At 57.9% G+C, this 22930-nt stretch carries 23 protein-coding genes, 1 tRNA gene and 2 pseudogenes; 11 read left to right on the top strand and 15 right to left on the bottom strand.

What is annotated here, in order from left to right:
- Window positions 1–98 precede the first annotated feature (98 nt).
- The 4 genes from BJD12_RS07200 to thiS all read right to left on the bottom strand — a co-directional run bounded on the left by BJD12_RS07200 (window position 99) and on the right by thiS (window position 4018).
- Window positions 99–1961 (bottom strand): SLC13 family permease, encoded by a 1863-nt coding sequence (locus BJD12_RS07200; protein WP_005993741.1) that lies wholly within the window; start codon window positions 1959–1961, stop codon window positions 99–101.
- 65 nt (window positions 1962–2026) lie between these two features.
- A complete protein-coding gene (gene trmB, locus BJD12_RS07195; protein WP_005993742.1) occupies window positions 2027–2812 on the bottom strand; it encodes a tRNA (guanosine(46)-N7)-methyltransferase TrmB in 786 nt (261 codons plus the stop codon).
- A gap of 162 nt (window positions 2813–2974) precedes the next feature.
- Window positions 2975–3769 carry a thiazole synthase gene (locus BJD12_RS07190; RefSeq protein ID WP_005993743.1) on the bottom strand — a complete coding sequence of 265 codons (795 nt, stop codon included), beginning with the start codon at window positions 3767–3769 and terminating at the stop codon, window positions 2975–2977.
- A gap of 48 nt (window positions 3770–3817) precedes the next feature.
- Window positions 3818–4018, bottom strand: a complete 201-nt coding sequence (gene thiS / locus BJD12_RS07185) for a sulfur carrier protein ThiS (RefSeq protein ID WP_039421175.1) — start codon at window positions 4016–4018, stop codon at window positions 3818–3820.
- Window positions 4019–4206: 188 nt separating this feature from the next.
- Here thiS and BJD12_RS07180 point away from each other — a divergent pair, with 188 nt between their 5' ends.
- From BJD12_RS07180 to BJD12_RS07170, 3 genes are all read left to right on the top strand, one after another.
- Window positions 4207–5991 (top strand): autotransporter domain-containing esterase, encoded by a 1785-nt coding sequence (locus BJD12_RS07180; protein WP_005993745.1) that lies wholly within the window; start codon window positions 4207–4209, stop codon window positions 5989–5991.
- A gap of 117 nt (window positions 5992–6108) precedes the next feature.
- Window positions 6109–6182 (top strand) — tRNA-Gly (locus BJD12_RS07175).
- A 67-nt stretch (window positions 6183–6249) separates the two neighbouring features.
- The gene (locus tag BJD12_RS07170) at window positions 6250–7818 is read left to right on the top strand and encodes a site-specific integrase (RefSeq protein WP_005993746.1); all 1569 of its coding nucleotides are present in this window, start codon (window positions 6250–6252) and stop codon (window positions 7816–7818) included.
- A 105-nt stretch (window positions 7819–7923) separates the two neighbouring features.
- Here the strand turns inward: BJD12_RS07170 and BJD12_RS24170 are convergent, their stop codons facing one another.
- From BJD12_RS24170 to BJD12_RS07150, 6 genes and pseudogenes are all read right to left on the bottom strand, one after another.
- A complete protein-coding gene (locus tag BJD12_RS24170) occupies window positions 7924–8787 on the bottom strand; it encodes a hypothetical protein (protein WP_126936632.1) in 864 nt (287 codons plus the stop codon).
- 163 nt (window positions 8788–8950) lie between these two features.
- Window positions 8951–9484 (bottom strand): hypothetical protein, encoded by a 534-nt coding sequence (locus BJD12_RS24165; RefSeq protein WP_126936631.1) that lies wholly within the window; start codon window positions 9482–9484, stop codon window positions 8951–8953.
- A gap of 119 nt (window positions 9485–9603) precedes the next feature.
- Window positions 9604–9836, bottom strand: a pseudogene (locus tag BJD12_RS07165) (hypothetical protein); the annotation flags it as partial.
- 25 nt (window positions 9837–9861) lie between these two features.
- Window positions 9862–10239 (bottom strand): hypothetical protein, encoded by a 378-nt coding sequence (locus tag BJD12_RS07160; RefSeq protein WP_005993749.1) that lies wholly within the window; start codon window positions 10237–10239, stop codon window positions 9862–9864.
- Complete coding sequence (locus BJD12_RS07155) at window positions 10236–10550, bottom strand: hypothetical protein (protein ID WP_005993750.1); 315 nt, start codon at window positions 10548–10550, stop codon at window positions 10236–10238. The genes BJD12_RS07160 and BJD12_RS07155 overlap by 4 nt, the downstream gene beginning before the upstream one ends.
- 56 nt (window positions 10551–10606) lie before the next feature.
- On the bottom strand, window positions 10607–11368 hold the full coding sequence (locus BJD12_RS07150; RefSeq protein ID WP_042828151.1) for a hypothetical protein: 762 nt from the start codon (window positions 11366–11368) through the stop codon (window positions 10607–10609).
- Window positions 11369–11552: 184 nt separating this feature from the next.
- Between BJD12_RS07150 and BJD12_RS07145 the strand changes: the two genes are divergently transcribed.
- On the top strand, window positions 11553–11822 hold the full coding sequence (locus tag BJD12_RS07145) for a helix-turn-helix domain-containing protein (protein WP_005993754.1): 270 nt from the start codon (window positions 11553–11555) through the stop codon (window positions 11820–11822).
- Window positions 11823–11919: 97 nt separating this feature from the next.
- Window positions 11920–12402, top strand: coding sequence for a hypothetical protein (locus BJD12_RS07140; protein WP_005993756.1), 483 nt, complete (start codon window positions 11920–11922; stop codon window positions 12400–12402).
- 196 nt (window positions 12403–12598) lie between these two features.
- Here BJD12_RS07140 and BJD12_RS24160 read toward each other — a convergent pair whose 3' ends face one another.
- The 5 genes from BJD12_RS24160 to BJD12_RS07125 all read right to left on the bottom strand — a co-directional run bounded on the left by BJD12_RS24160 (window position 12599) and on the right by BJD12_RS07125 (window position 18172).
- The gene (locus BJD12_RS24160; RefSeq protein ID WP_126936630.1) at window positions 12599–14002 is read right to left on the bottom strand and encodes a hypothetical protein; all 1404 of its coding nucleotides are present in this window, start codon (window positions 14000–14002) and stop codon (window positions 12599–12601) included.
- The gene (locus tag BJD12_RS24765; RefSeq protein WP_080553095.1) at window positions 14003–14188 is read right to left on the bottom strand and encodes a hypothetical protein; all 186 of its coding nucleotides are present in this window, start codon (window positions 14186–14188) and stop codon (window positions 14003–14005) included.
- A complete protein-coding gene (locus BJD12_RS07135) occupies window positions 14167–15156 on the bottom strand; it encodes a UvrD-helicase domain-containing protein (protein ID WP_005993758.1) in 990 nt (329 codons plus the stop codon). The genes BJD12_RS24765 and BJD12_RS07135 overlap by 22 nt, the downstream gene beginning before the upstream one ends.
- Window positions 15153–16589, bottom strand: coding sequence for a protein kinase domain-containing protein (locus BJD12_RS07130; protein WP_074059344.1), 1437 nt, complete (start codon window positions 16587–16589; stop codon window positions 15153–15155). The genes BJD12_RS07135 and BJD12_RS07130 overlap by 4 nt, the downstream gene beginning before the upstream one ends.
- Window positions 16590–16771: 182 nt before the next feature.
- On the bottom strand, window positions 16772–18172 hold the full coding sequence (locus tag BJD12_RS07125) for a site-specific integrase (protein WP_058563500.1): 1401 nt from the start codon (window positions 18170–18172) through the stop codon (window positions 16772–16774).
- A gap of 948 nt (window positions 18173–19120) precedes the next feature.
- Here BJD12_RS07125 and BJD12_RS07120 point away from each other — a divergent pair.
- The 6 genes and pseudogenes from BJD12_RS07120 (at window position 19121) to BJD12_RS07095 (ending at window position 22926) form a co-directional block, all read left to right on the top strand.
- Window positions 19121–19627 carry a hypothetical protein gene (locus BJD12_RS07120; RefSeq protein WP_005991150.1) on the top strand — a complete coding sequence of 169 codons (507 nt, stop codon included), beginning with the start codon at window positions 19121–19123 and terminating at the stop codon, window positions 19625–19627.
- 40 nt (window positions 19628–19667) lie between these two features.
- On the top strand, window positions 19668–20168 hold the full coding sequence (locus BJD12_RS24760) for a hypothetical protein (protein ID WP_005991148.1): 501 nt from the start codon (window positions 19668–19670) through the stop codon (window positions 20166–20168).
- Between the two features lie 288 nt (window positions 20169–20456).
- Window positions 20457–20681 carry a hypothetical protein gene (locus tag BJD12_RS07110; protein WP_042827860.1) on the top strand — a complete coding sequence of 75 codons (225 nt, stop codon included), beginning with the start codon at window positions 20457–20459 and terminating at the stop codon, window positions 20679–20681.
- A 397-nt stretch (window positions 20682–21078) separates the two neighbouring features.
- Window positions 21079–21549 (top strand): annotated as a pseudogene (locus BJD12_RS07105) (JAB domain-containing protein); the annotation flags it as partial.
- Window positions 21550–21626: 77 nt separating this feature from the next.
- Complete coding sequence (locus BJD12_RS07100) at window positions 21627–21818, top strand: hypothetical protein (protein WP_058563981.1); 192 nt, start codon at window positions 21627–21629, stop codon at window positions 21816–21818.
- Between the two features lie 217 nt (window positions 21819–22035).
- A complete protein-coding gene (locus tag BJD12_RS07095; RefSeq protein WP_005994112.1) occupies window positions 22036–22926 on the top strand; it encodes a DNA adenine methylase in 891 nt (296 codons plus the stop codon).
- Window positions 22927–22930 lie beyond the last annotated feature (4 nt).

The raw sequence follows: 22930 nt of genomic DNA, 5'->3' as shown, positions 1-22930 counted from the left end.
ATCGAGGATGCAGAGCCGCAGGTAGATCGGTCAGTAGGCGTGAGGTTATGCGGCATCAGCACGCGCCGATAACTTGCGAACCCGCAACACGCCAACCCTCAGCGCGCAGCCCACCAGAACATCAGATTGATCATCGACACCATCACCACGATATAGATCAGCGATAGCGGTGCGCCCACGCGCCATAGCTCGCGCGGCTGATAGTTGGCCGGGCCGGCCACCATCGAGATCACCGGGTTGGAGGCGGTCATCAGGTTGTTGGACGCCGACAACGCCACGATCAGCGCAAATGCAGTGGGATTGCCGTTGGCCGCCAGCGCCAGGTTGACCGCGATCGGCACCATCACGATGGTCGCGCCGACATGGCTGATCACCAGCGAGAATGCCGTGGTCAACAACGCCAGGCTGATTTCCAGCGCCCACACCGGGACGCCTTCGGGCAGGCGGTCGATGGTGTGGCCGGCCACCCAGGCCGCGGTGCCGCTGCTGTCCATCGCCCAGCCCAGCGGAATCAGCCCGGCCATCATGAAGATGGTCTTCCAGTTGATCGAGGCGTAGGCCTCGTCCATGCGCAGCACGCCGCTGACCAGCATGCAGGCCACGCCGGTCATCAGCGTCAGCGCCACCGGCAGGCGCGAGGTCAACGCGATCAGGATAGTGAAGGCGAAGATCGCCATCGCGATCTTGAACTTGTGCGGGCGTTGCTCGCCTTTGGGGAAGTCGGTAACCGGCACGAAGTCACGGGTTTCCGCCGCCTGCGCCAGGTCCTGCCAGATGCTGTGGAACACCAGCATGTCGCCTGCCCGCAACGGCACGTTGCGCACGTCCTCGCGGATCACCTGCTTGTCGCGGTTGATCGCCAGCAGGCTGATGCCACTCTGCTTGCGCAAGCGTAATTCGCCGGCGCTCTTGCCGATCAACCGTGAGTTGGGCGGAATCACCGCTTCGGAAATACCCGCAAGGCTGGGGTTGAACAGGTCGCCCAGATTGCGCAACCGCGAGGACATGCGCAGGAAGTGGTTCTGCGCAAAGTCTGTCACGTCCTGGCGCTTGCCCATCGCACCGAGCACGCTGCCGACCCAGATGCGCATGTCCGCTGGCGGGGCAAGGCGGGTGTCGTTGCCGGTCTTCAGGGCCAACAACAGCGGCGCGTCGTGAATGGCTTCGGCTTCGCCCAGGGTCATGCCGACCAGCGGGCTCTCGGCGGTCACGCTGAGCTCGAACACATCGCCATCGATGCCGTAGGTCTTGGCGAAATAACTTTCGGTACGCGACGGCGTGACGCCTTCGTTGATCAGGCTTTCCTCTTCGATCAGCTTGCGATCGCCGTAGAAGCGGAAGTACAGCAGTGCGGCAATCAGCAAGGCCACGCCGATCGGCAATGGCGCGAACATCGTCAACGGCTCGATGCTGGCCATGCCCGAGGGCAGGTTGTTGTTGGCCGACACCAGCAGGTCGTTGAGCAGGATCAGTGGCGAATTGCCCACCATGGTGAGCGCGCCGCCCATCACGATGGCCGCGGCGATGGGGAGCAACATGCGTTGCAGGGTGAGTCCGGTGCGCGCGGCCAACCGTGAAGCTACCGGCAGGTACAGGGCCATCACCGATGGGTTCTGCATGAACGATGAGTTCAAGCCGGAGATGGCCAGCGTCATCATCATCAGGCGTTGCTCGCTGCCGTGCGAACGCCGCAGCAGCCAGGTGGCCAACCGGTTCAACGCGCCGGTGCGCTCCAGCCCTGCACCAAGAATGGTGGTGGCGATGATGCTCATCACCGCATTACCGGAAAAACCGCCGAATAGTTCTTCCGGCGCCACCAGCCCGGTGACGCCCAATACCACCAGCACGATCAAGGCCACCACATCGGCGCGGATGCGCTCGAACAAAAACATCGCCATCGTGAAGCCGACCAGCCCGAGGACGAGCTTCATATCGTTGGTCAGCGTCAGCGCGGTATCCATTGGGGGCCGGGAATGGGGAATCGGGAATGGGGAATTGGCAGAGCGAAAATTGCTGACGCTTTTGGTTATCCGGGCGACGCGGGCAGTTGCCCTTGCGATTCCCGATTCCCGATTCCCGATTCCCGGTCGTAGAGCAGATCCCACACGCCGTGCCCAAGCTTCTGGCCGCGGGTTTCAAAGTGGGTCTGCGGGCGCCAGGCGGGGCGTTCGACGTGACCGCGCGGTCCTGCGCGGTTGATCAGCCCTGGTGTGGCGTCGAGCACGTCCCACATCTGTTCGGCGTAGTCGGCCCAGTCGGTGGCGGCGTGCAGGCGGCCGCCATCGCGTAGTTTGCGCACCAGCAACTGCGCAAACGCCGGCTGGATCAGGCGACGCTTGTTATGGCGCTTTTTGCGCCACGGGTCGGGGAAGTAGATACGCACTTCGTCCAGCGCGCCATCGGCGATCTCGTGTTCGAGCACTTCCACCGCATCGTGGTGATACAGACGCACATGCGTGCTGCCGTCATCGTCCAGTGCGTTGAGCAACCGGCCGACGCCGGGTGCGTGCACTTCGACACCGATGTAGTCGCGACTGGGGTCGTGTTGCGCAGCAAAGCGCAACGCGGCGCCATTGCCGAAGCCGATTTCCAGCACTTTGGGAGCAGGACGGCCGAACGCGGCATCCAGGTCGCGCGGCGCACCGGTGTAATCCAGCCCGAAGCGCGGCCACAGCTCATCGAAGGCGCGTTGTTGCGCGGGCGTAAAGCGGCCCTGGCGCAGCACGAAGCTGCGCACCTGACGGCGCCCCTCTTCGATGGTGAAGGGCTTGGGCGGCATCTTCGCGCCGTCGCTGGTAAACGGGTCGGTCATGAAAGGTCAGTCACATCAAAAGACAAAGCCCCTCTCCAACGGGAGAGGGGGCGGGGACGGGCGAAGCGGTGCCGGCTACGATCACGCCCATCGTCGGGCGGCCGCCGTCTGGCGGTTGCGCAATGCAGACGGTCGAACGCAATGCGTCAGCAGACCGCCCACTCATCCAATCACACCATCGACCGGGCTCGATGCAGAGGCATAGCGCTTGCGTGGAATGCGCCCGGCCAGAAACGCCTCGCGCCCGGCTTCGATCGCCTTGCGCATCGCGCTGGCCATCAGGATCGGATCGCGCGCGCCGGCAATGGCGGTATTCATCAACACGCCGTCGCATCCCAACTCCATCGCAATCGCCGCGTCCGATGCCGTGCCCACGCCGGCATCGACAATGATCGGTACCTTGGCGTTTTCGATGATTTCCAGCAGGTTGTATTTGTTCTGGATACCCAGGCCCGAGCCGATCGGCGCGGCGAGCGGCATCACCGCCACGCAACCGATCTCTTCCAGGCGCTTGGCCAGGATCGGGTCGTCGGAGGTATAGACCATCACCTCGAAGCCATCGGCCACCAGTTGCTCGGCGGCCTTGAGCGTCTGCACCACGTCCGGGTACAGCGTGCGCTCGTCACCCAGCACTTCCAACTTGGTGAGGTTGTGGCCGTCGAGCAGCTCGCGGGCCAGCCGGCAGGTGCGCACTGCGTCTTCGGCGGTGTAACAGCCGGCGGTGTTGGGCAGCAACGTGTAGCGATCCGGTGGCAACACATCGAGCAGGCTGGGCGCGTTGGGATCCTGGCCGATGTTCACGCGGCGAATGGCGACGGTCACGATTTCGGCCGCGGCGGCCTCGGTGGCCAGGCGGGTTTCGTCCAGATCCTTGAACTTGCCGGTGCCGGTCAACAGGCGCGAACGGTAGCGTTTGCCGGCGATGACCAGCGCATCAGAGGGGGCGGAATTCGTCATTCGGCAATTATCACCGATCGGGCGCGGATGCGCCGGCCGGGCAGGGCATCAACCGCCGCCCAGTGCATGCACGATCTCCACCACATCGCCCTCGTGCAGTGTGTGCTCGGCATGCCGCCCGCGCGACACGATTTCGCCATTGACCTCCACTGCCACACGCCGCTGTGCCAGCCCTTCCTGCTCGAGCAGGGCTGCCAATGGCAGGTGGTCGGGAAGCGTACGCGGGGTGCCGTTGAGTTGAATGTTCATGTCATCATTGTCGCATCGCGCGCCGTTAGGACGCGCGTTTTTGCGTTATGCGGCGATGCAGCGTGAGCGCGGGCGGCGAGGGTGAAACCATTGCCATTCGCCGGCGTACGTATGCAGCCCGGTCCGGTCCCATCCACTTTCAAGCAGGCACTCCCATGGCTTCAACACTTCGCCCGATCCGCTCCCTGATGGCGGTTGCCATCGCTATCGCGGCCACCCCGGCCATGGCCGAGTCGGCCTTCGACCAGACCGTCTTCTTCGGTGACAGTCTCACCGACAGCGGCTACTACAACCCGTTGCTCCCGGCCGCCTCGCGCGCAGTCACCGGCAAGTTCACCACCAACCCGGGTTGGGTGTGGGCCGAATATGTCGGCGACCACTTCGGCACCAACGCGGCGCCCAATGGCAACGGCCAGACCGGCGACAACTACGCTGCCGGCGGCGCGCGCATCCAGGCCAGTTCGGTCAGCGCGCTGGGCGCCGCACCGTCGGTGACCAGCCAGATCAACACCTACCTCACCGCCAACGGCGGCCGCGCCAACCCCAACGCGCTCTATACCGTTTGGGGCGGCGCCAACGACCTGCTCGCGGCGGCCACCGCGCCGGCCCAGGCGCAGGCCATCATCGGCAGCGCGGTGACCGCTCAGGTCGGCGCCGTGGCGACCTTGCAAAATGCCGGCGCGCGTTACGTCATGGTGCCGACCATTCCGGACATCGGCATCACCCCGCGCTTCCGCGCTGGCGGCGCCGCCGCCATGGCCCAGGGGACTGGTGCCGCAACCGCGTACAACACCGCGTTGTTCAACGGCCTGCAGGCGGCCGGCCTGCGGGTGATCCCGGTCGACACCTTCCACATGCTGCAGGAAATCGTCGCCGCACCAGGCACATTCGGCTTCAGCAACGTCACCAACACCGCGTGCAACCCGGCCGTGCCGCTGCCGGCATGCAACCCGACCAGCCTGGTCGCCGCCAATGCGCAGAACACCTATGTGTTTGCCGACGGCATCCACCCGACCACCGCGGTCCATCAGATCCTTGGCCAGTACGCGATCTCGCTGCTCGAAGCGCCGCGTCTGCAGCAGGTGCTGACCCATTCGGCGCAGGCCGGCGGCCGCGCACGCGCCGACCAGGTGGCCTGGCACCTGGACGGCAAGCCGGACGCCGATGGTCTGCGCTGGTGGGGCAGCGTGCGTGGCGATATGCAACGCTACGACCACGCAGACCTGTACGACGGCATGGCGCCAGCTGGCCTGTTCGGCGTGGATTGGAGTGCCGGCGACCTGGTGTTCGGCGGCTTTGCCGGCTTTGGCCGCATGGATGCGGACTTCGGCAACCGCAACGGCAGCTTCAAGCAGGACGACACGACCCTGGGCGGTTTCTTCGGCTGGTACACCGGCCCGGTATGGGTCAATGCCCAAGTCAGCTACAGCTGGCTGAGCTACGACGTCGACCGCGAAGTGCAGCTTGGGCCAGCCACGCGGGTCCATAGCGGCTCGCCGGACGGCAGCAACCTCACCGCCGCAGTCAACGCCGGCTATTCGCTGGGCGAGGGCAACGTCAAGTACGGCCCCGTGGTCGGCCTGACTTGGCAGAAGCTCAAGCTCGACGGCTACACCGAAAGCAACGAGAGCGCCACCGCGCTCGGGTATGCCGACCAGGACATCGACTCGCTGGTCGGTCGCATCGGCTTCCAGGTGCGTCTGGACGGCGCAGCCGTCAAGCCGTACGTACAGGCGACCTACGACCACGAGTTCAAGGACGGCGGCGAAGCCAGCGCCTGGCTGCAGTCGATGCCGGAAGTGGGCATGTACACCGTCCCGGGCCAGAACTTCGACCGCAACTACGCCACGGTGGTGCTGGGTGCGCGTACCGGCCTGTGGGGCCTGCAGAGCAACGTGGGCCTGAGCACCACCACCGCTCAGCGCAGTGCCCGCGACGCCACCTTGTTCGTAAATTTCAGCGGCAATTTCTGACCACGCCGACTGGTTTGCTAGGACTTGGGTAAGGCACGAGGGCCGGGCAACCGGCCCTCGTCACGTCTGCGCATTGCGCCCAACACCCGCACCCGCCTAAACTCTCTCCCACGCCACGCGGGCGTAGCTCAATGGTAGAGCTGTAGCTTCCCAAGCTACTGACGTGGGTTCGATTCCCATCGCCCGCTCCAGAGCTTCCATCAAGTCTCTAAGTGCCTGACTTGGCTGGATATTTTGGCCGATTGATGATTCCGAGCGATGCCCCTTGAGGTATCAATCGAGGTATCAATCTTGCCCAAGCCTCTGATGATGTCGCGCTCGGCTGGCCTGTATGCGCGCTTCTTTGTTCCTACCGATCTTCGGGCCTTGATTGGCTCGCGTTACCTTGTCCGATCGCTGGGAAACCGTCGTGGGGACCACGCCAGGCTGGCGGCGGCCACGATGGGAATGGCACTATCGATGGCATTCGATGCCATGCGGAAAGGGATGACCGTGGATCTGGAAGAACTGCTGGAAAAGGTTCGCAATGGGGACATCAAAGAGTTGACCCTGAAAGATGTGACGCTGCCGGACGGCACGCGCATCGCGCAGGCGCAGCTGGACAACCCCGCCGATGCCGGGATCTTCGGAGATCTCATGGTGCGGGCGCGCCAGACGGAGCCCACTGAGGTCATGGCGGCGAGGGTGGCCAAGCGTCGGCAACAGTTGCGCGAGGGCAGTCAGCGCATATCCGGCGGCGGCGATGCACCCATGGCGCTCATGCTGTCCAAGGCGATGGCCGATCATTTGAGGGACCTGGCCGGGGCACGTCTGCATCAAAAGACCGTGCTCGAAAGCCGCCACACGCTGCGCCTGTTTGCCGGGATTATCGGCAAGGACGTGCCCGTGGCCTCGCTGACCCAGGATCACGTGCGGGCCTTCTTCGAGGGCGTGCGCTATTGGCCGTCTAATGCGACCAAGCGGCCGGCTTACCGCGACCTGCCGGTGCCCGAGGTCATCAAGCTGGCGAAGAAGAACCAGGAGCCAGAGCCGGCGGCGTGGACCATGGCGAAGCACCGGCAACGGTTGAGCGTGTTCCTGGTGTCGCTGGTCGAGGGCAAGCATCTGGCGTTAAACCCGCTGGCAGGCATCCGGGCGATTTCCACGCCTGACTCGGAAGACACGGGCTCGCCTTTCACGGACGCCGAGTTGAAGGCCATCTTTGACCCGGTAGAGTTCCCGAAGTGGGCGTCGAAGTATCCGCATCGCTGGTTTGGCCCGATCCTCGGGCTTTACTCAGGGGCTCGGGTCAACGAGATCGCGCAGCTACGGCTGGAGGACATCGATACCATCGACGGGGTGCCGGGGTTCTTCGTCCGCAAGATCGGGAAGAAGCAGAGCATCAAGAACAAGCATAGCCGGCGGTTCATCCCGCTGGCTCAGCCGGTGATCGATTGCGGCTTCCTGACCTATGTGGAAGAGGCGCGGCAGGCTGGGGTCGAGCGGTTGTTCCCAGACCTGCCCAACTCGACAGGGCTGGGCTATGGGCGGCAGTTGAGCCGGCAGTTTTCCGTCTACATCAAGCGGCAGGGAGTGGCGGAGAAAGGGCAAGGCTTCCACGGGTTCCGCCACACCATTGCTTCGAAGCTGGACGAGGCCGGGGTTTCGGCTTCGGCGATTGGAGCGCTCACTGGGCACGGGACCGGGCAGACGGTCCTAGAGAAGTTCTACATTGACCGGCGGAGCTTGCCTGACCGAGTGGCGACACTCGCAAAACTACGTGGGCTTGCCGAACTGCCCGTCTATGAGCCCGGGAAGTTTGAAAGAAATCTCAAGCAGACGAACTAGCGGAAAGAGGGAGATCGGATCGGATCGACTCCAACCTAACCTCTTGACCCTGTAGCAGATCGCAAACCGGACATGTGTCCTGTGTTGTGGCCCACTATTTTACATCTACTTCTTCGTAAACTTGGAGGTGCTGGTTCCAGGCTTATCCTCATGTTTGGTCGGCCCCGGAGGCTTGCTCCTCCCTTCTTGCCATTCGTTCACGGACATTTTGAAAGTGCTAGACAGTAATGCCTCTGTTGTGGAGGGCTCCTGAGCAGGTTCTGGCACAGGTTTTGGAGTTGGACAAGATTTCGTTGGGAGAAGAAGGCCATCCTTAATTTTTAGAGTCTTGTATTGCTCGGACAGCCCTTCAGTCCACCCGATTAAGGGTGCCCACTTCATGTCTGGATTGACGTGTGCTTCGTAGAGGTCATATAAATCCTCGGCTGATTTTACGAAGGCGGCGATTGCGCCAGCCGAGCTAAGATTCAACCAGCCAGGTTCCTTTTCTTGCGTTTGGTTGCACCCGTCTCTGAGGACATCAACAAAGTTCAGGTAAGGGTAGTCTTTATAACTTATTGTTCCAGGGCTATCGCCTGCCTCTAGTCTCTCTTCAATAACAGTTAGAGAGCTCACTGGAGAGCAGTAGGCGGCGAACGGTTCATAGATAAGGTAGTGCGCCCAGTAAAGTTTGGTGGCTTCAAGCGCTGCGGCGTCCGGCATTTGGGACGCGGACAGGATGCTAAAGCAGTGCCTTTTCAGTCTGACATACTGGGGTTCTTCAGGGAGTTCTAGCACCTCCGGAGAGATGTGGCCTGCTTTAAAGCTTCCCTTCTTCGACTGACCATTTTTTGCTTGAAATATTGCTGCCCTGGCGAAATCTTCTTTATGGCGAATGATGAGGGCAAAATCTGCGCCAGTTGCGGATTCGCCGATGTTGTTGCCGCTATTCTTATTGTGTCTTCGCCATGTGAGCGTAGACTTGTTCATGGGGGGCATTCCGGCAGCGCATACTCGGCAGCTTTGGCAGAATGATCCAAGTAGGGCTCCGGTAAAGCTCTCTTCATCAACACCGTTCGACACACCGGACTGAAGAAGATGTAATACGGCGAGCTGAAGTGCTCCGCTGAGGTAGTTCTGCGGCGGCTCGCGATCAAAGACTGCTAGTTCTTGAAGAATCCAGTCGCGAATACTTAGGTTCGTCACCACTCGGCTCGCATTTTCCAGTCGGGCTGCCATGGTATCTATATTTGGCCAGAGTGCGGTAATAGCAGGCTCTTCTAAGTGTCCACTCGTCATGCACAGGCCCGAGTTCGCGTGCTTGTTTGATGATTTCTGTCTTCCAATGGCGTGGATGAGTGTATTCGGGTAGGCTGGCCGTCGCTTCCCTAAGCTGGGTCGGATATGGCGCGCGAGTCGAAGGATCCAGCCAACGCGCTATCGCGCCAACAATCTCTGGATTTGCCTCCGCCGCTGCTTTTATGGATTCTTCAATTCGGCGGACATGATATAGGATGTAAAGGCTATGTGCCGTCCATAACTTCTCGGCATCCTTCAATGTCCGGAACCGTAGTGTTGGCTTTGACTCGCCGATTGGCCGTGAAGCCCAGCGATAGTCATTCTGCTGCTCCTTGTTGATTGCTACTCCAATCTTTTTAAGGAACTGCGTTAGCTCGATTTTTGTCATGTTCCGCCCCTGATGTTTACCGAACTTATATCGGCGGCTGACTTAGTCAAGAGGGAGCGGGTCATGAAAAAGAAAAGGGCCGCCATATGGCGGCCTCTTCAGTAGCGGCTTACTGTGCTTCAGTGGGTCAGTTGAGCGTAGATCACAAGCAAGAACATCGGCAGCCCGCTCAGCAGGCCAAACACCCAGAAAGCGCCCATCAGAGTCAGCAGCGTCATGACCCACACTGTCATCAGGCGAACCCCCGTGTGTCCTGAGCCTGGGCGACAAGATTATCGGCTGGGTAAAGGCGTTCCACCTTCCGTGTTTCCCGCAGGGCCATCAGCGGCCCGACGATGAAGCCTAACGGCCCGGGGAGAGCAGGATGCTTGTAAAACTCACCGGGTCAGCTGCACCCAAAGCACGACCAGCACCATAGGGAGTCCGCTGAGCATCGAGCTTACCCAGAAAGCCCCCATGACAGTCAGCGGCGTCATGACCCACCACTGCCACCAGCTGAAGCCACGATCGCGCTGGCGAGCCATGTGAGCCTCGAAAGCGTGGAGGCGCTCTGCTTTTCGCAAACCTCGTCGAGCCATCAGCGGCCCAACGATGAAGCCGAAGGGGCCCAGCAAGAGCAGGCTCAGCGAGAACCACCAGAAAAAGCGGTTGTGCGGAGTCATGACGTTCCTGGGAACAGCGCGCAGCGCGGCGTCCCCGCCAGCCGCCAAGGCGTCGACGGACGTTCCTGCCATCGAATCGGTCTTCATGCTCATTTGGCGTAAGCCCTCCAGGTTCCGGATTCCTTGGCATACCTCAGGTTCTTGCTGACGGGGATCGGCACCTGCCGGCCCTCAATGTTGAGCAAGGCTTGGCCACGGGTGTCGCACCGGTAGCCCTCGGCGTCCTCCGCTTCCACGCAGGCGGAAAGCTCGAAGTTCTGAACGTCGGTGACTTGGCCGGCGCCGCTGTCCTTCAGCAGCCGCACGAAGGCCTCCTTGGCGTTGGCAGATGAGGGCTTGCCGCCGCAGGCGGTCAGGCCCAGGGCCATGGTCAATGCGGCCAAGCCAATCCATGCGTTTTTCATGTCGTTCCTTTTTGCTGGGGAATAGTGATGGGGAAGCCGGGCCAAGCCGGGACCTGCTACTTGTCGCGGTTCCCGTCGGGCTTGAAGCCAGCGATCCAAAGCCTGGAATCTTTGAAAGGGGTCAGCATTCCCGAGGCATCGGGATGCAGATCCGCGGTCTGAATGAACCCAGAGACCCAAGCCACGCGCAGCGACACGTCCACGGCGCGGTCAGCAACCCCTGGCCGGCTGACGTTGACGACGAACGGTCGCGCCGGAGGATTGGGACCGGTGGAGCGCTGTGCGCCCGTGTTGGGCTTGCTGGGAGGCACGCGGATGCCGTTGAGGGTATCCCTGCCTTTCCACAGAGCGGAGGTGTTGAGCTCGGCCGTGTCGCCCAAGTCATCGGTCTCCGTCACGGCGGCATCGAAGCACGTGCGGAAGGTCTCCGTGGTCGAAGCCGTGGGGCTGGTCCAGATGCGGGCTTCTACAGTCCAGCAGGGCAGAGAGACGCCCCATTCCTGGAACGTAAGCGCCACCCGGGGCCATTCCAGCTTTCCGCCCTGCGCCGCTTGGTGGATGTCGCCCTTGAAGAGGTTCGGCAGCTTCCCGGCGCCATTGATGGGCGTATAGATCGAGCCCGTTCCCTGGCTCCCAGCCTTCGTGCCGGAGCTCGGCTGGATGCCAACCATCTGCTTCCCCGAGTTGGCCAAGCTCTTTCCGAGCTGGCGGAAGAAGCCAGACTTCGGGGGCTGGGTGTCCTGGGCGTAGGTGGTAAGCGGCGCGGCAAGCGCCAACGCCAAGGGCGCAGCGAACGCTCCTTGTCCTGTGTGCTTCATGAGGAGCCCCGGTAAGGTCGCCACACTGGCGACGTTTGCCATATTGGCAAATGCAACGCAAACTTGGAACAGTCAGACTGCGGGCTCAGTCAGCAATCGTTCGATCTTTGCCACAGTGCCCGCTCCTATTCCTCCTGCCCGAACATTGGGACGTCGCCTGCGTGAGGCACGTCAGGCCAGGGGGATGACTCAAGCTGAGTTGGGAGCGGTGCTTGGCCTGGAGGACGAGAACTCGGCAGCGCCGCGGATATCGCGATATGAGCGCGGGGATCGGATGCCGGATGAAAAGACTATGGAATCGCTGGCGAAGGCGCTTGATCTACCGGTGGCGTATTTTCATGCCACCTCCGATGTCATTGCTGATGCGATCCTCTTGATTGCGGGCTTACCTGTAGATAAGCAACAGGAAGTTTTATCTAAACTTCGCGAGTGGGTCGCATCAGGAAAAGAGTGACGGAGGAAGCGTGGCACATCGAACGTTTTCAGTAGGAGATAGGGCTGTTGAGCACAACTTGGAACGCTTGGACCATTTGTCGCGTCAAGACTACCCCATGGAAGAGCAGTTGCTTGACGACCTCGTTGTCGCAGTCATCGAGTCCTACGAATTGCTCCCTGAGACTTATAAAAAAGTTATTCGCCTTTCCAGTTGCTATACCCACGGGACTCACTGGGGGACCACCCAAGACCGTCGTGATGCCATTTGGGCGCGGGTTCGAAGCGAGTTGAATGCTGGTTTGGATGTAGTGCATTCTCAGCAAGAAAATTTGGCACTTGGATGCGCCGACCCGCCCCAAACTAAGGGGGAGCGAATCCTCGCATTGATAGAGGAGTTCCGAGCGCAAGGTCCTGATGTGCGGACTGCACGGCAGTTAATATTGGAAGGGGCTGGAACGGACGTAGCAACAGATGCGCGGAAGCTAGTCAAGCTTCTTGACAAAAAGCGAATCTCGAACGGAGACGCTCACTACTTGGAGCTCGGTCGTTTAATCATGCACATTGAGATTGTGGCTCGTCGTCTCCATCACTTCAAATAGCATCCGTTGGATCAAATAGGCCGCTATTCCGAAAGTCCTGGTTCAAGAGTGCCCAGAGAATGATTATTGCTTGTGATACCAGCCGTTCGATGTAAAGGGGGGGCTTGTCTGGGGGAGTCGGCTCTCTTGGTATCAGGGCTGTTGAATGACTGGGGGAGCTAATTCTCCCCCGAGTTATGTGTTGGAAGAATTGAAATTAACTCTTCGTTCTCTTGTTGCTTCTCCTTCCCTTGGTTGTGCCTGACTCACCAAACATATCCTCAGTTGAGGGGCGCTGCATGCGCACAATGCTTTTAGCTTTCTCTGCGTATCTGTGTAGCTGCTCAATCACTGCTACAAGCTCTGGAGAGATCCCTGTCTCCATGGGTGGAGGCGAGACGGGCGGGGGCGTATTGGGCTGCTTGCGATTGTCGTCCGTGTGTAATCGCATCTGGCACGACACTCCGGGGAATATTTCGATCGAAAGTGAGGTTTGCACTTGTCGCGAGATTCCTTGAAATGCCTTAGGTCCTCGAATGGCATTGGTGATCCAGTTGTGTTCAATCCAAGAAATGTCGGAGATCGGAGGGTCAGACCATGAGAAAGATGCTTTTACGTGCTTCTCAACTCCTTTCAGGGCCTTAGTCCAGGCGGCGTCCCAATATTTTCGGCCGGCCAGCCCGGCAATTAGGCCGAACCACACTTGGGCCAGAGGGGCTAGTTTGTCGGACTTCTTGATAAGAAAAGCATGGCTAGTTCCTGGTCCAACGAGAAAGGCAGCGGCTGCAATAATGGCTGCGTGTTGTGAAGCATGGTTGGGCGAAGTCTGGCTGGTCTTTAAAATGAGTGAGACTAAATGCTGAAACGCAATCACGCGTTCCTCGATTGATTCGCTGCGAAGGCCCTGGGGAAGGGCCTCTAATGATACTGGAGTGTGTTCTTTTTTGTCATGGTAAGCACTTGCAGCTGACGCAATGAATTCCGCTAATTCCCAAACATCGGACACAGGCCCGATGTTTGTGGATGCTAGCGACCAAATCGGCACCAGAGCATCGACATTAACGCTGCGTCTTAGGAATCTGGGGTCAGACTCAATTGCTCTTAATCTCTCTGTTGATGCGCGTGTTACCTTATGTGAGTCATAAAACTTATGAGCTCGCGCAATCGCTATAGAGAAGCAAGCTTGCACTCTCGAAAGGGAAATTTTATCAAGGCTAATGTCTTGTTCGCTCTGCGCAAGAAGCTCTCCGAGAACAACGCTGGCCCACCGGTCGTCGCGGAATGAATAGCTTGGACTGTCCTGATTTGAGATCATCTCCCAGTCGTCAAAAGAAAGCACTCGGCCAAATTGGCTCAAGGGAAATGCTTCGGTGGCGTAAACACGAAGCCAAGAGAGAGTCTCGGCAGCACTTTGTGTTTCGAGCACGAATGCTGTAGGGGCTTGATTCTCTATCTCGTCCAGCGCCTCCCAGGAAAATCCCGCGCTTAAAACCTTGCCGGAATTTGGAATCAGCAAAGGTGCGTTATCTTGATTCTTTCCGCGATATAAGCTGGGCCCATTAGTGGAGTCTGGAATTTCATCTCGGCTCAATTGATACCATGCAAATTTTGGGGTATTCATTCAGTGAGCGCCTGGGAATAATGAGTCAATATCAAAAGGCTTATTTTCCGAAAAAGCCTGTTCCAGCTCAGGATTGGTTTTCCCTGAGGTGTAAGCATTCAAGGCGGTCTTTGCTCGGGTGACCGCAGTGTAGGAAAGCGTTGGGTTGTTCATATGTCCGTGCTTTAATTCTTCAATTCCGAACATGTGAACTGCCCTGAATTCACTCCCTTGGATGAGTGCATGGTCATTACGTGTATCTGAGCATCGTTGGAGAAGTCGGTTCCCTCTATAAGGTGGCTACAGGAGGTTGTGCCCAAGTCAGAGGCCAACAATCGCCCAAAGACTTCCTCTGCAGTGCTTCGCTTGCCGCATAGGACCCCAATTCGGTCACCTGCATAAGCCGATACCTGGACGTTCAATATCTCCAGCATCTTCTCGAACTGTGCGTCTCTATCAGGCAATCTATGAAGTTCCGCAGTTGACTTTCCTAGTTTCTTCTCATTGTAGTTCGAAGTGGCTTCAAGAGATTCAGCAGCTGATGAGGGGGCGATGATTCGATCGGCAACGCGCGCAATTCGATGGCCAATTCTGTAATGATTAGAGAGTGTGTATTTTGTGAGGCCTAGTGTCTCCGCTCCATTTAGGCCAGTCTGATGATAAATGCTTTGCTTTATGTCGCCGCAAACGCATATGTTATCTGAAATTTCCGCAAGGCATTCGATTTCCTCAGTCGTCAAGTCTTGCGCCTCGTCTATAAAGACAGAGCTAATCAATTTTTTCGTCGGAATCTTCTTATTCGCTTCCCGTAAGAGTTCTACAGTGGCCTTTCGAGTGGCTTCATCAAAATCTCCCCCGTCAACGATGTCTTTGTTTAGGTAGAGTTTTACATGTTTACGGGCCCATGAGTGGAACGTGCGAACCTGGTCATCTTCAATAAATCCTGTGGCTACTAAGCCGCTTCGCAAGAAGCGACTCAGGGATTTCGTATAAGTCACCACTAACACATTTTTGTCTCCTTGACCCGCGACAAACTGGGCGCGGAGAAGAAGGAGATTGGTTTTTCCAGAGCCAGCCGGCCCTTCAAGCTGGTATCGTCCTTTAGCGGGAAGATTGATGAACTCTAACTGGGTTGGGTCTAGATCATCCTTTGATTTCCACCAGCTCGTGATCATAATTCCTCTCCTTTTGGGCCTGCCGACAGCAGATCCATTTCATGAATTTCATCGCGGCCCTGGTTGGCTTCCCAGACGTCGATGGCGGCTATCGTTATATCTGCTATCTTGTTTGCTAGAATGTTTGCAGAAATTTCTTCTGAGGCACCGATCGTCGCTTCGGTTATGGGTATTCTTGTTAAATCCTCTGGAAGATTTTCAATTGAACATAGCGCTGCTTGGAGCATTACGGCCGCACGTGTAGTGTTGATTTCCGAGCCCCAATCGAATGAAACATTGCACACAATGCTGGGTCCCGAAGCGCAGGCTACCTCGTATACATATATGGCTGAAGACGTTTCCTCAAGTGGATGCATTTTTATACGAATCCGGCTGTTGCCGCTTGAGATAAGTTCTATTTTAGCGGAGTCACACAGGCGTTTCATAAATGTTGTGCGTTCGAATTCGATCCTTCTCTCCGAAGCAGTCAAAGACATCGCGCCTGCGGAGCTCTGTATTTTGCTAAGACGTGCGTGGAGCGCTGATACTCCGTCGGCTGGTGCATCGATATCAAAATCACTCCAGCTTGCTATTTGAAGCCGGACATTGCCGTCCTTCGCGAGGCATCTTGCCGCGAGCGCTTTCTGACGAGCTAGCCTGGCGGGGTCCGCATCTGGAAACGATGGGGTTTTCTCCAAGACCGCTCGAGCGAGTAGCCAGCGATTGCCTTTGTCTACTTCTTCTTGAAAAAGTGGTCGCTTGTTTATCAGGTCGTGCAACACCGCGCCGACTTGATAAATGTTGAGTGCTTTCCATAGGGTTGGAGATGCTTCATCCAGCCTGAATAGATACTCTGGGGAGCTGTATTGTGCGGTAGATATAAAAGGGCGTGTTTCTCCGTGGTCGGTGCCTTGTCCAGAATCATCCTCATCATTTCCAATTTTTCTTGCTACGCCTAGATCTAAAAGCGACAGCTTGGAAAAATCAGGTGAGACATGGATTTTTTCCGGCTTTATGTCTCTGTGCACAATTTCTAGTTTCTCGAGATAGGTTACTGCCGATACAAGTTGTTGTATTAATGTGGATACAGCGCTATCCGGGACAGCGGAAGTCACATCTTTAAGTCTGGGCCATTCCACAAACTCCATCTCCACAAAGGCTGTTCCTTCACTTTCGTCTACAGAATAGACTATGACTAACTGTTCGCATGAGTGGCCGATTAGGCTGCGCTGGAGGTCGAGGCGTCTTCTCGTTGAGTCGGCAATGTCGCCCGATAGGAATTTGGGGTCATAACCCTTAATGGCACGCTTCCCGTGAGGCGTCATCACAGAGTATGTCGCTGCTGACCCCCCTGCTGCGATATAAGTAATAGAGTCATAGCCATCTCTTGAGGCGATATATCGACTCAGTCGTTCTTGGATGTCTTGGCACACCTCGGTAGGCAAGTCCGGCACTTACTGTTCCTTCAGTTCTTCGAGCATAGGCCCAAGGCTAGCAGTTCCCAAGTGCGGTGCGTATCTCAAGTCGTGGAGCCCGCAATTGGTTGAGGTCGGTCACCTGGGGCGACTCGCTACTTCTGAAGGGGTCTACCGCCGTCAGACGATCGGGTTCAGCTAGTCTGGATGTGCCCGAGGCCCTAAGGATAGAACCTGCTCGGATCAGCCAAGCACTGGGCAAACTGCCCCCGCTCATAGCGAGGCAGTTCCACGTTGGGCTGATAGAGCTCCAAGGCGCTGATTTGCTTGCTTCGCGTCACCTGCGGTTTCTTGTGGAGGTAGTGCTGGCGCAAGACCTGGACCCGGTCGCGGGGATCGGTGCTGTGGCCCGTGACCAGGGCAATCTCCTTCTCCGGCACGTCGTTGACGTCGAGCTCGGTTGCCAGCGTATGGCGGAAGGCGTGAAACCCGATGCCCTTCGGAAAGCCCAGGCTCTTCAGGTAGCGCCCGAAGTCCACGACGAACTGCTGGCTGTAACGTGCGTTTGTTTCCCCGGTGGTGCGGTTCACCCCAGCAGAGAGCAGCGGGAACAGGCGAGGGTGGCCGATCGCTTTCATGTCTTCCACGAACTCCAGAAATCCTGCCTCCAACAGCGACTTCGCGATGGGTATGATGCGCATGCACCCACTGCCTTTCATGCTTTGTCGGCTGCGGCGCCTTTTCTTCGGGTCCGCATCCAGATCCTTGTCCACCGTTTTCTGGAAGGCAATGCACCAGATGCCACGTTCCTCGATGATGTCAGTCAACTTCAGTTGGCAGACTTCGTTGACCCTGGCTCCGGTGTATAGGCCGATCATCGGTGCCCACCAATACTGCGGTTTTTTGGCCCAGGGAATGAATGTCGCGGGGTCAAAAATGGCTTGCAGGTCTGCGTCCTCGAACAGGCGGATCGCCTTGTCTGGATCAATGGTGTCGTCCTTCTTGATCTTCCGGAAGGCTTTCATGGGCGAAGACACGATGGCCTGTCCGTTGACCAGATGGTTGAAGAAAGCGACGAGGAACCGGCGATGACGCTCCTCAGTGGCAGGCGCCAGCGGTGGCACGTCCTGCGCTTTCCCCATGGCGATGGCTTCGTCAAAGGTGAGGTCCTTGAGCAGCGGATCCGACACCAGGTTCCTCGGAGCCCAACGCAGCAGCGTCCAGAGCGCTTGGATGTGGTGATAGTCCACTCGAGCCGCGGAGATGTTGCCGCAGGTCAAAAGGAGCAGCTTCAAGGTGCGCTCGGTGGCCAAGACGGTCTTCGGGTCAAGCTGCCGGCGGCGCATGTCTTCCAGGTGGTCCTCGATTTCCTTGGCCAAGGGACGCGACGGCGTGCCCATAGGGAGCTGGGCGGGATAGCGTGTGTTGCTCTTAAGGCCGCTCTTTCGTCCGGTTTCGTCGAGCGCGGCGAGGATGCATTCTTGGAGATTGATGGCCGCTTCCCGGCCGCGGATGATGGCGCGGTCGATGCGGAACCGTCCGATGTGGATGCCTTCCAGATGCAGGAGGCCAAAGGGCGAAGCGATGTAATCGTTGAGTGCTGCGGAGGGTAGAGCGGTCATGGGTCACTTCCATCGGAGATGGAAGTAGGGATATGACACCACCGATATTCGTCAACGGGGGCGATACAAAAATTTGCGGCGGCGGCGCAGTCCTTAGGTGTTGGGATATTCCCAATGGAGTGCTTCCCGGGTCCGCCAATTCGTTATCCGGCGAGAAGCCTTGTAAACCAAGGATTCCAAGGGAATTTGTGTCGATTTATCGCAGTCAATTGCGTACTGTTTGCAGTAAATAAGCTAACTAAATGAGCTTTGATGGTCGGTTCTAAAAATGAATTTAAGTTAAATGTTAGCTTATTATTGTTAGTATTATTTGAATATTGGGGCGGATATAAAGCGAATTAAAACGCTACTGGCTCATCATTGCGTGAAGACGTCATCAGAAACCGGTCCTGGTTACTGTCTCCGATCGCTACCCGTGACGGGGAGAAGGTGCATAACTCGCAAGAAGATTGAGTGGCGTCGGATCGAATCACTTGAACGGCATGCGCCCCGCTGCTCATGCCAGTTTGTCTCAGTCTATGCGACGGCACCGCCTATACTGAGGCCTTGGATGCGAGATCGCCTCGTCTTCGATGCCTCGACACCGTGAGTAGCCCTGTGCCGCCACAACAACGAGCTTGCAGAAGGCGAGCTGATCTGCAAAAATTTGCTTCATAGGACTGCTTATTAGCAGCTGTAATGGATTTACGAGAAGGTGAGATGGGCAACAAAGCAGTAGCGCTAAGTGCAGCAGCACTGGCCGTGGTAGTCGCTGGCATCGTCTGGACACATGAGGCGCGTAAGGTCGAGGTCCCAGCACAGGGCATCTCTCAGCATGAGACCCCCAAGGCGTCAAACGAATCAGTCAAAGATCAGGTCGTGTCCCAATCCGTTGACAGGGGCTCTCATCTGGCGACGGGCTCTCGTGTCAGGCATCCGTTTCCAGAGGTTCCACGAACCCGAGATGGGATGAGCTTTGATAACGACCCGGGCTATGCCGAAAGCAAGGCCGAGCAGAAGTGGCTAGATCGTCATGGCTTTCCCAATGAAAAACAGCTCGACGCCTACATGGGCGCGCCAGAGGCGCTGCTGAAGCAGGCCTCAGAGGCAGGGGATAAAGTCGCACAGACGATCTTAGACGCGCGATTACTCGCTTCTGATCCTATGGCGCAACAACGTCTGGTAGACGCCGGAGCGGAAGGAAACCTCTTTGCTTTAAACATGCTGGCGTCCTTCCAAGGCGGCAGCGCAAGCGGGGACCCTGTTGCGGCGTATGCCGTGTCGCGTGTGGCGGAAATGCGTGGAGATACCCGTGCGTCTGTTACTCGGGAAGTGATGATGTCTAAGTCACTTTCAACAGCGCAAAGAATGCTCGGGGAATCTGAAGCCTTGCGACTCAACGCCGAAATAGACCGGATCTACACTTCGAAGTATGGCAGGGCACCGGTAGTGGATAAACGTCCAATCGGTCAGTAAGTTTTGTTGGTCAATTGTTTTTAAAAGGAGTGGGGCGTAAATGGGGATTATGAAGAAGGTCGGCATCACAGCGATGTCGTTGACGGGACTTATTGGTGTTGCATTCGCGTGCTCGGAACTCCCGATGCCGCCACTGGTGCCAATTCAGGTGCCCTTGACGCAGTTGCCGAAGTTTAGCGACAGCAAGAATCCTGCCAATGCCCTTTTTATGGATAGGCTTGATTCGGCAGCATCCAAGCTGCTGGGTGAGGGAAATTGGGTCACAAACTCCTACAAGGGGTATGTTTCCTACACCGTAAAGATTCTCAACTATACTGGCCGTGGCATGGTCTACATTGAGAAGCCTTGCGGAAAGAAGGCAAAGGAAATGGCCGAGAAGATTGCTCAGCAGACTTCGAGCGGCGGCGGTGGTGGCAGCGGCTCCGCTGGAACCGGTGGTGGTGGTGGTGGTGGACTGCTGATTGGCGGCGGTTGCTACGGCTCTTGCGGCGGCAGAATTCCGACCGGTGACGTGGGTCCCATCGAAACCCTGCCGAGTTGAGATCAGGTCGAGCTTTTCTAAGAACGCCCCAGTTCAAAGCTGGGGCGTTTTTCTTTGTCACCAGGAGATTCTCGTTCTTCAAAGGGTGAGGGGAGCCAGGTGGCGCTGGCGAGGCTGAAAGCGTTTCGTTGGCCTACACGTTAGGGCTCTGTGGGCGTTACCAGACTTTGAGAAGTTCCTCAATGGAATGCTTGAGCAGCGCCGCGGTGGCACCCGAAAATTGATTCCACGCTGCATTGGCGGCGATGCGTCTCACGCAGTGCGACAAGACCGCTGATACTCAAGCCCATGAACAGAGCTGAGCTTCGCCGTCACCTTGAGCGTCTGGATACTGCGGTGCCCGCCCTGCGGGCCTCAAGTCCTGATCGCCGCCACTTCTGGCAAGCCTTTGCGAGCATGACCGCCGCCATCAAGAGCAAGGCAGCGACGAGCGAGGACGTGCAGTTCGTCGGCCGTCGGGCCGAGGAAATCGTGTCCTGGCATGGGCTCGAAAACATGGACGATCACGTCTGAGTCCATTGGTGCCGACCAGCCCATCCCGATGCCTGCGTGCTTCTCCTGCGCAGCGATGCTGCGTGGGACAAGCATGCACAGGTTAGCAGTAGTTCGATCACTGGCTGCAAAGCCCAGCCATTGCCTGCTGACATCAATCGACCCCGTCCATCCGAATACCGTTTAGCCCGCAGGTCTTGTAGGGCATGCATGGTGCTATCTCCACCAGCGCTGGGCCTCTGAAAGGGACCTTAGCTTCGCTGTCCCGACCGCAAGGGCGAGCCTCCTTCTCGACGCTGACGCTCTGTTGCGGCCCTCCGCTGCGCGCCTAAGGCTGCTCACTCCCGGGTGCGGTCGGGCCGGACGCTTCGCCTGTCGGTTCCCACGAGGCGCACAACGCGCTGGTGGAGAAGAACCGATGAAGCGCACCCAAGACCGAGTGGTCCAATACCAAACCAAGCTAGACGAGGAGGGCATCCTGCTCGCCGCCGCGACCATCTTGGAACAGCGCCTTCAACGCCAAGGCCGGATCCATAGCCCCGACCAAGCCGGCAGCTACCTGGTTGCCCGCTGTGCTCACCTGCCGCACGAAGTCTTCGGGGTCGTCTTCCTGGACAACCAGCACCACATCATTTCTACCGAGCACTTGTTCACCGGCACTGTCGACGGCTGCTAAGTCCATAGCCGGGTCGTCGCCAAGCGTGCCCTGGAGCTCAACGCGGTCGCTGTCATCCTCTTCCACAACCACCCGAGTGGCAATCCGGAGCCGAGCGAAGCGGACCGCAAGGTCACCGAACGCCTGCAGCAAGCGCTGGGCCTCCTGGACATTCGGATCATTGACCACCTGATCATCGGTGGCCGGCAGCACACCAGCTTGGCAGCCAGGGGGGGGCATAGCCCGCCCCTTCACCTATGCAGTCAGCCAACGCTAGACTGCGAAGGCAGATCCACATCCATGGAGCAGGAATGAAGGCGTTTCACGTGCGCGGGATCGTGTGGGAGACCGATGGCAAGCATCCTGTATTGCCCGCTGAAGCCACGGTCGAATGCGCGAGCGAAGAAGAAATCGCCGATGCGCTTAGCGATGCTTACGGATGGTTGGTGAGTGACTTTACTGTCGTGGGCAGATCCAGTAGCGGTCGCGGGCCAAGCGCTTAATTCGGATCTAGAGATGCGAGCCATCCTGCTTGTTAGGCTAATGGAACTACTTGGACCCGAGGACCATACAAGCTGCTTCTCTTCGCCTGCGAGGCTCGGGTGGAGCTGCGGAACTTTGATCTCCTGCTCCAAATCTGGTTTGCAAAAAGGCCTCCACGATTGACAAATCAGCACCCGTCTTTAGGATTGCCTTACTGGAAAAGAGCGAAATTGTGACATGAGCGAGGGTAAGGACGGAAACTTTTATAGCCCTCTGCGTTACCCAGGTGGCAAAGGCAGAATGGGGCCTTGGCTCGCAAGGCTGATGCGTGAAAATGGCTTGGAAGGAGGATGCTATGTCGAGCCTTACGCGGGTGGGGCTGGGGCTGCACTTTATTTGCTTCTGCGAGGGCATGCTAAGCGAATTGTGATCAATGACGCAGACCCAGCTATTCACGCTTTCTGGGAGACTTTAGTTGATCGCCCTGACGAATTGATACGCCTCATTTGGGCGCATGCTCCCACGATGGAAACCCGGCGCTGGTCCCAGCAGGTGCTGCGGGATTTAGCGAACCACACAACTGCTGAGGTCGGTTTCGCCGCTTTCTTCTTGAATCGAACCAGTCGGTCGGGAATTCTAAATGGGGGCGTTATTGGGGGGAAAGAGCAAGCCGGCCCTTACAAGTTGGACGCGCGCTATAACCGTCAGAGATTGGTCGCGCGCATTGAAGCGGTTGCGGCTTATTCGGACCGCATCCAAGTGCATGGCCTTGATGCGCTAAAGCTATTCTCAAAAATAAGAAGCAAGCTTCCCAAGAAAACGCTGATTTACATGGATCCACCTTATTACGTTAAAGGGTCTCAGCTTTACCGAAATTGCTATGGGCATGATGACCATGCTTTGGTTGCCCAGGCAGCCAAGCGGCTGGAGCAGCCTCTTGTGATCACCTACGACGACACTTCTGAGATCCGTAAGATTTACAAGGGGATGAAGTCGACGCTTTTCTCGCTTACCTACTCAACGCATCTGGCCCGCCCATTGGCGAGCGAGGTGCTTTTCTACAACAATCTCACTCTTCCAATGCCCCCTACGCTTACGCGTCGCATGGCCCTGAGTGAATGCGCTTAAGAAG

The organism is Xanthomonas vesicatoria ATCC 35937 (assembly GCF_001908725.1).
GTDB lineage: Bacteria > Pseudomonadota > Gammaproteobacteria > Xanthomonadales > Xanthomonadaceae > Xanthomonas > Xanthomonas vesicatoria.
This window is presented reverse-complemented; position numbering and strand designations above follow the sequence as displayed.

Bases quoted from the DNA above. Each gene is read 5' to 3' on its own strand.
- BJD12_RS07200 (WP_005993741.1), bottom strand. From the start codon at position 1,961: ATGGATACCGCGCTGACGCTGACCAACGATATGAAGCTCGTCCTCGGG.
- trmB (WP_005993742.1), bottom strand. From the start codon at position 2,812: ATGACCGACCCGTTTACCAGCGACGGCGCGAAGATGCCGCCCAAGCCC.
- BJD12_RS07190 (WP_005993743.1), bottom strand. From the start codon at position 3,769: ATGACGAATTCCGCCCCCTCTGATGCGCTGGTCATCGCCGGCAAACGC.
- thiS (WP_039421175.1), bottom strand. From the start codon at position 4,018: ATGAACATTCAACTCAACGGCACCCCGCGTACGCTTCCCGACCACCTG.
- BJD12_RS07180 (WP_005993745.1), top strand. From the start codon at position 4,207: ATGGCGGTTGCCATCGCTATCGCGGCCACCCCGGCCATGGCCGAGTCG.
- BJD12_RS07170 (WP_005993746.1), top strand. From the start codon at position 6,250: ATGCCCCTTGAGGTATCAATCGAGGTATCAATCTTGCCCAAGCCTCTG.
- BJD12_RS24170 (WP_126936632.1), bottom strand. From the start codon at position 8,787: ATGAACAAGTCTACGCTCACATGGCGAAGACACAATAAGAATAGCGGC.
- BJD12_RS24165 (WP_126936631.1), bottom strand. From the start codon at position 9,484: ATGACAAAAATCGAGCTAACGCAGTTCCTTAAAAAGATTGGAGTAGCA.
- BJD12_RS07160 (WP_005993749.1), bottom strand. From the start codon at position 10,239: ATGAGCATGAAGACCGATTCGATGGCAGGAACGTCCGTCGACGCCTTG.
- BJD12_RS07155 (WP_005993750.1), bottom strand. From the start codon at position 10,550: ATGAAAAACGCATGGATTGGCTTGGCCGCATTGACCATGGCCCTGGGC.
- BJD12_RS07150 (WP_042828151.1), bottom strand. From the start codon at position 11,368: ATGAAGCACACAGGACAAGGAGCGTTCGCTGCGCCCTTGGCGTTGGCG.
- BJD12_RS07145 (WP_005993754.1), top strand. From the start codon at position 11,553: ATGACTCAAGCTGAGTTGGGAGCGGTGCTTGGCCTGGAGGACGAGAAC.
- BJD12_RS07140 (WP_005993756.1), top strand. From the start codon at position 11,920: ATGGAAGAGCAGTTGCTTGACGACCTCGTTGTCGCAGTCATCGAGTCC.
- BJD12_RS24160 (WP_126936630.1), bottom strand. From the start codon at position 14,002: ATGAATACCCCAAAATTTGCATGGTATCAATTGAGCCGAGATGAAATT.
- BJD12_RS24765 (WP_080553095.1), bottom strand. From the start codon at position 14,188: ATGTTCGGAATTGAAGAATTAAAGCACGGACATATGAACAACCCAACG.
- BJD12_RS07135 (WP_005993758.1), bottom strand. From the start codon at position 15,156: ATGATCACGAGCTGGTGGAAATCAAAGGATGATCTAGACCCAACCCAG.
- BJD12_RS07125 (WP_058563500.1), bottom strand. From the start codon at position 18,172: ATGACCGCTCTACCCTCCGCAGCACTCAACGATTACATCGCTTCGCCC.
- BJD12_RS07120 (WP_005991150.1), top strand. From the start codon at position 19,121: ATGAGCTTTGATAACGACCCGGGCTATGCCGAAAGCAAGGCCGAGCAG.
- BJD12_RS24760 (WP_005991148.1), top strand. From the start codon at position 19,668: ATGGGGATTATGAAGAAGGTCGGCATCACAGCGATGTCGTTGACGGGA.
- BJD12_RS07110 (WP_042827860.1), top strand. From the start codon at position 20,457: ATGAACAGAGCTGAGCTTCGCCGTCACCTTGAGCGTCTGGATACTGCG.
- BJD12_RS07100 (WP_058563981.1), top strand. From the start codon at position 21,627: ATGAAGGCGTTTCACGTGCGCGGGATCGTGTGGGAGACCGATGGCAAG.
- BJD12_RS07095 (WP_005994112.1), top strand. From the start codon at position 22,036: ATGAGCGAGGGTAAGGACGGAAACTTTTATAGCCCTCTGCGTTACCCA.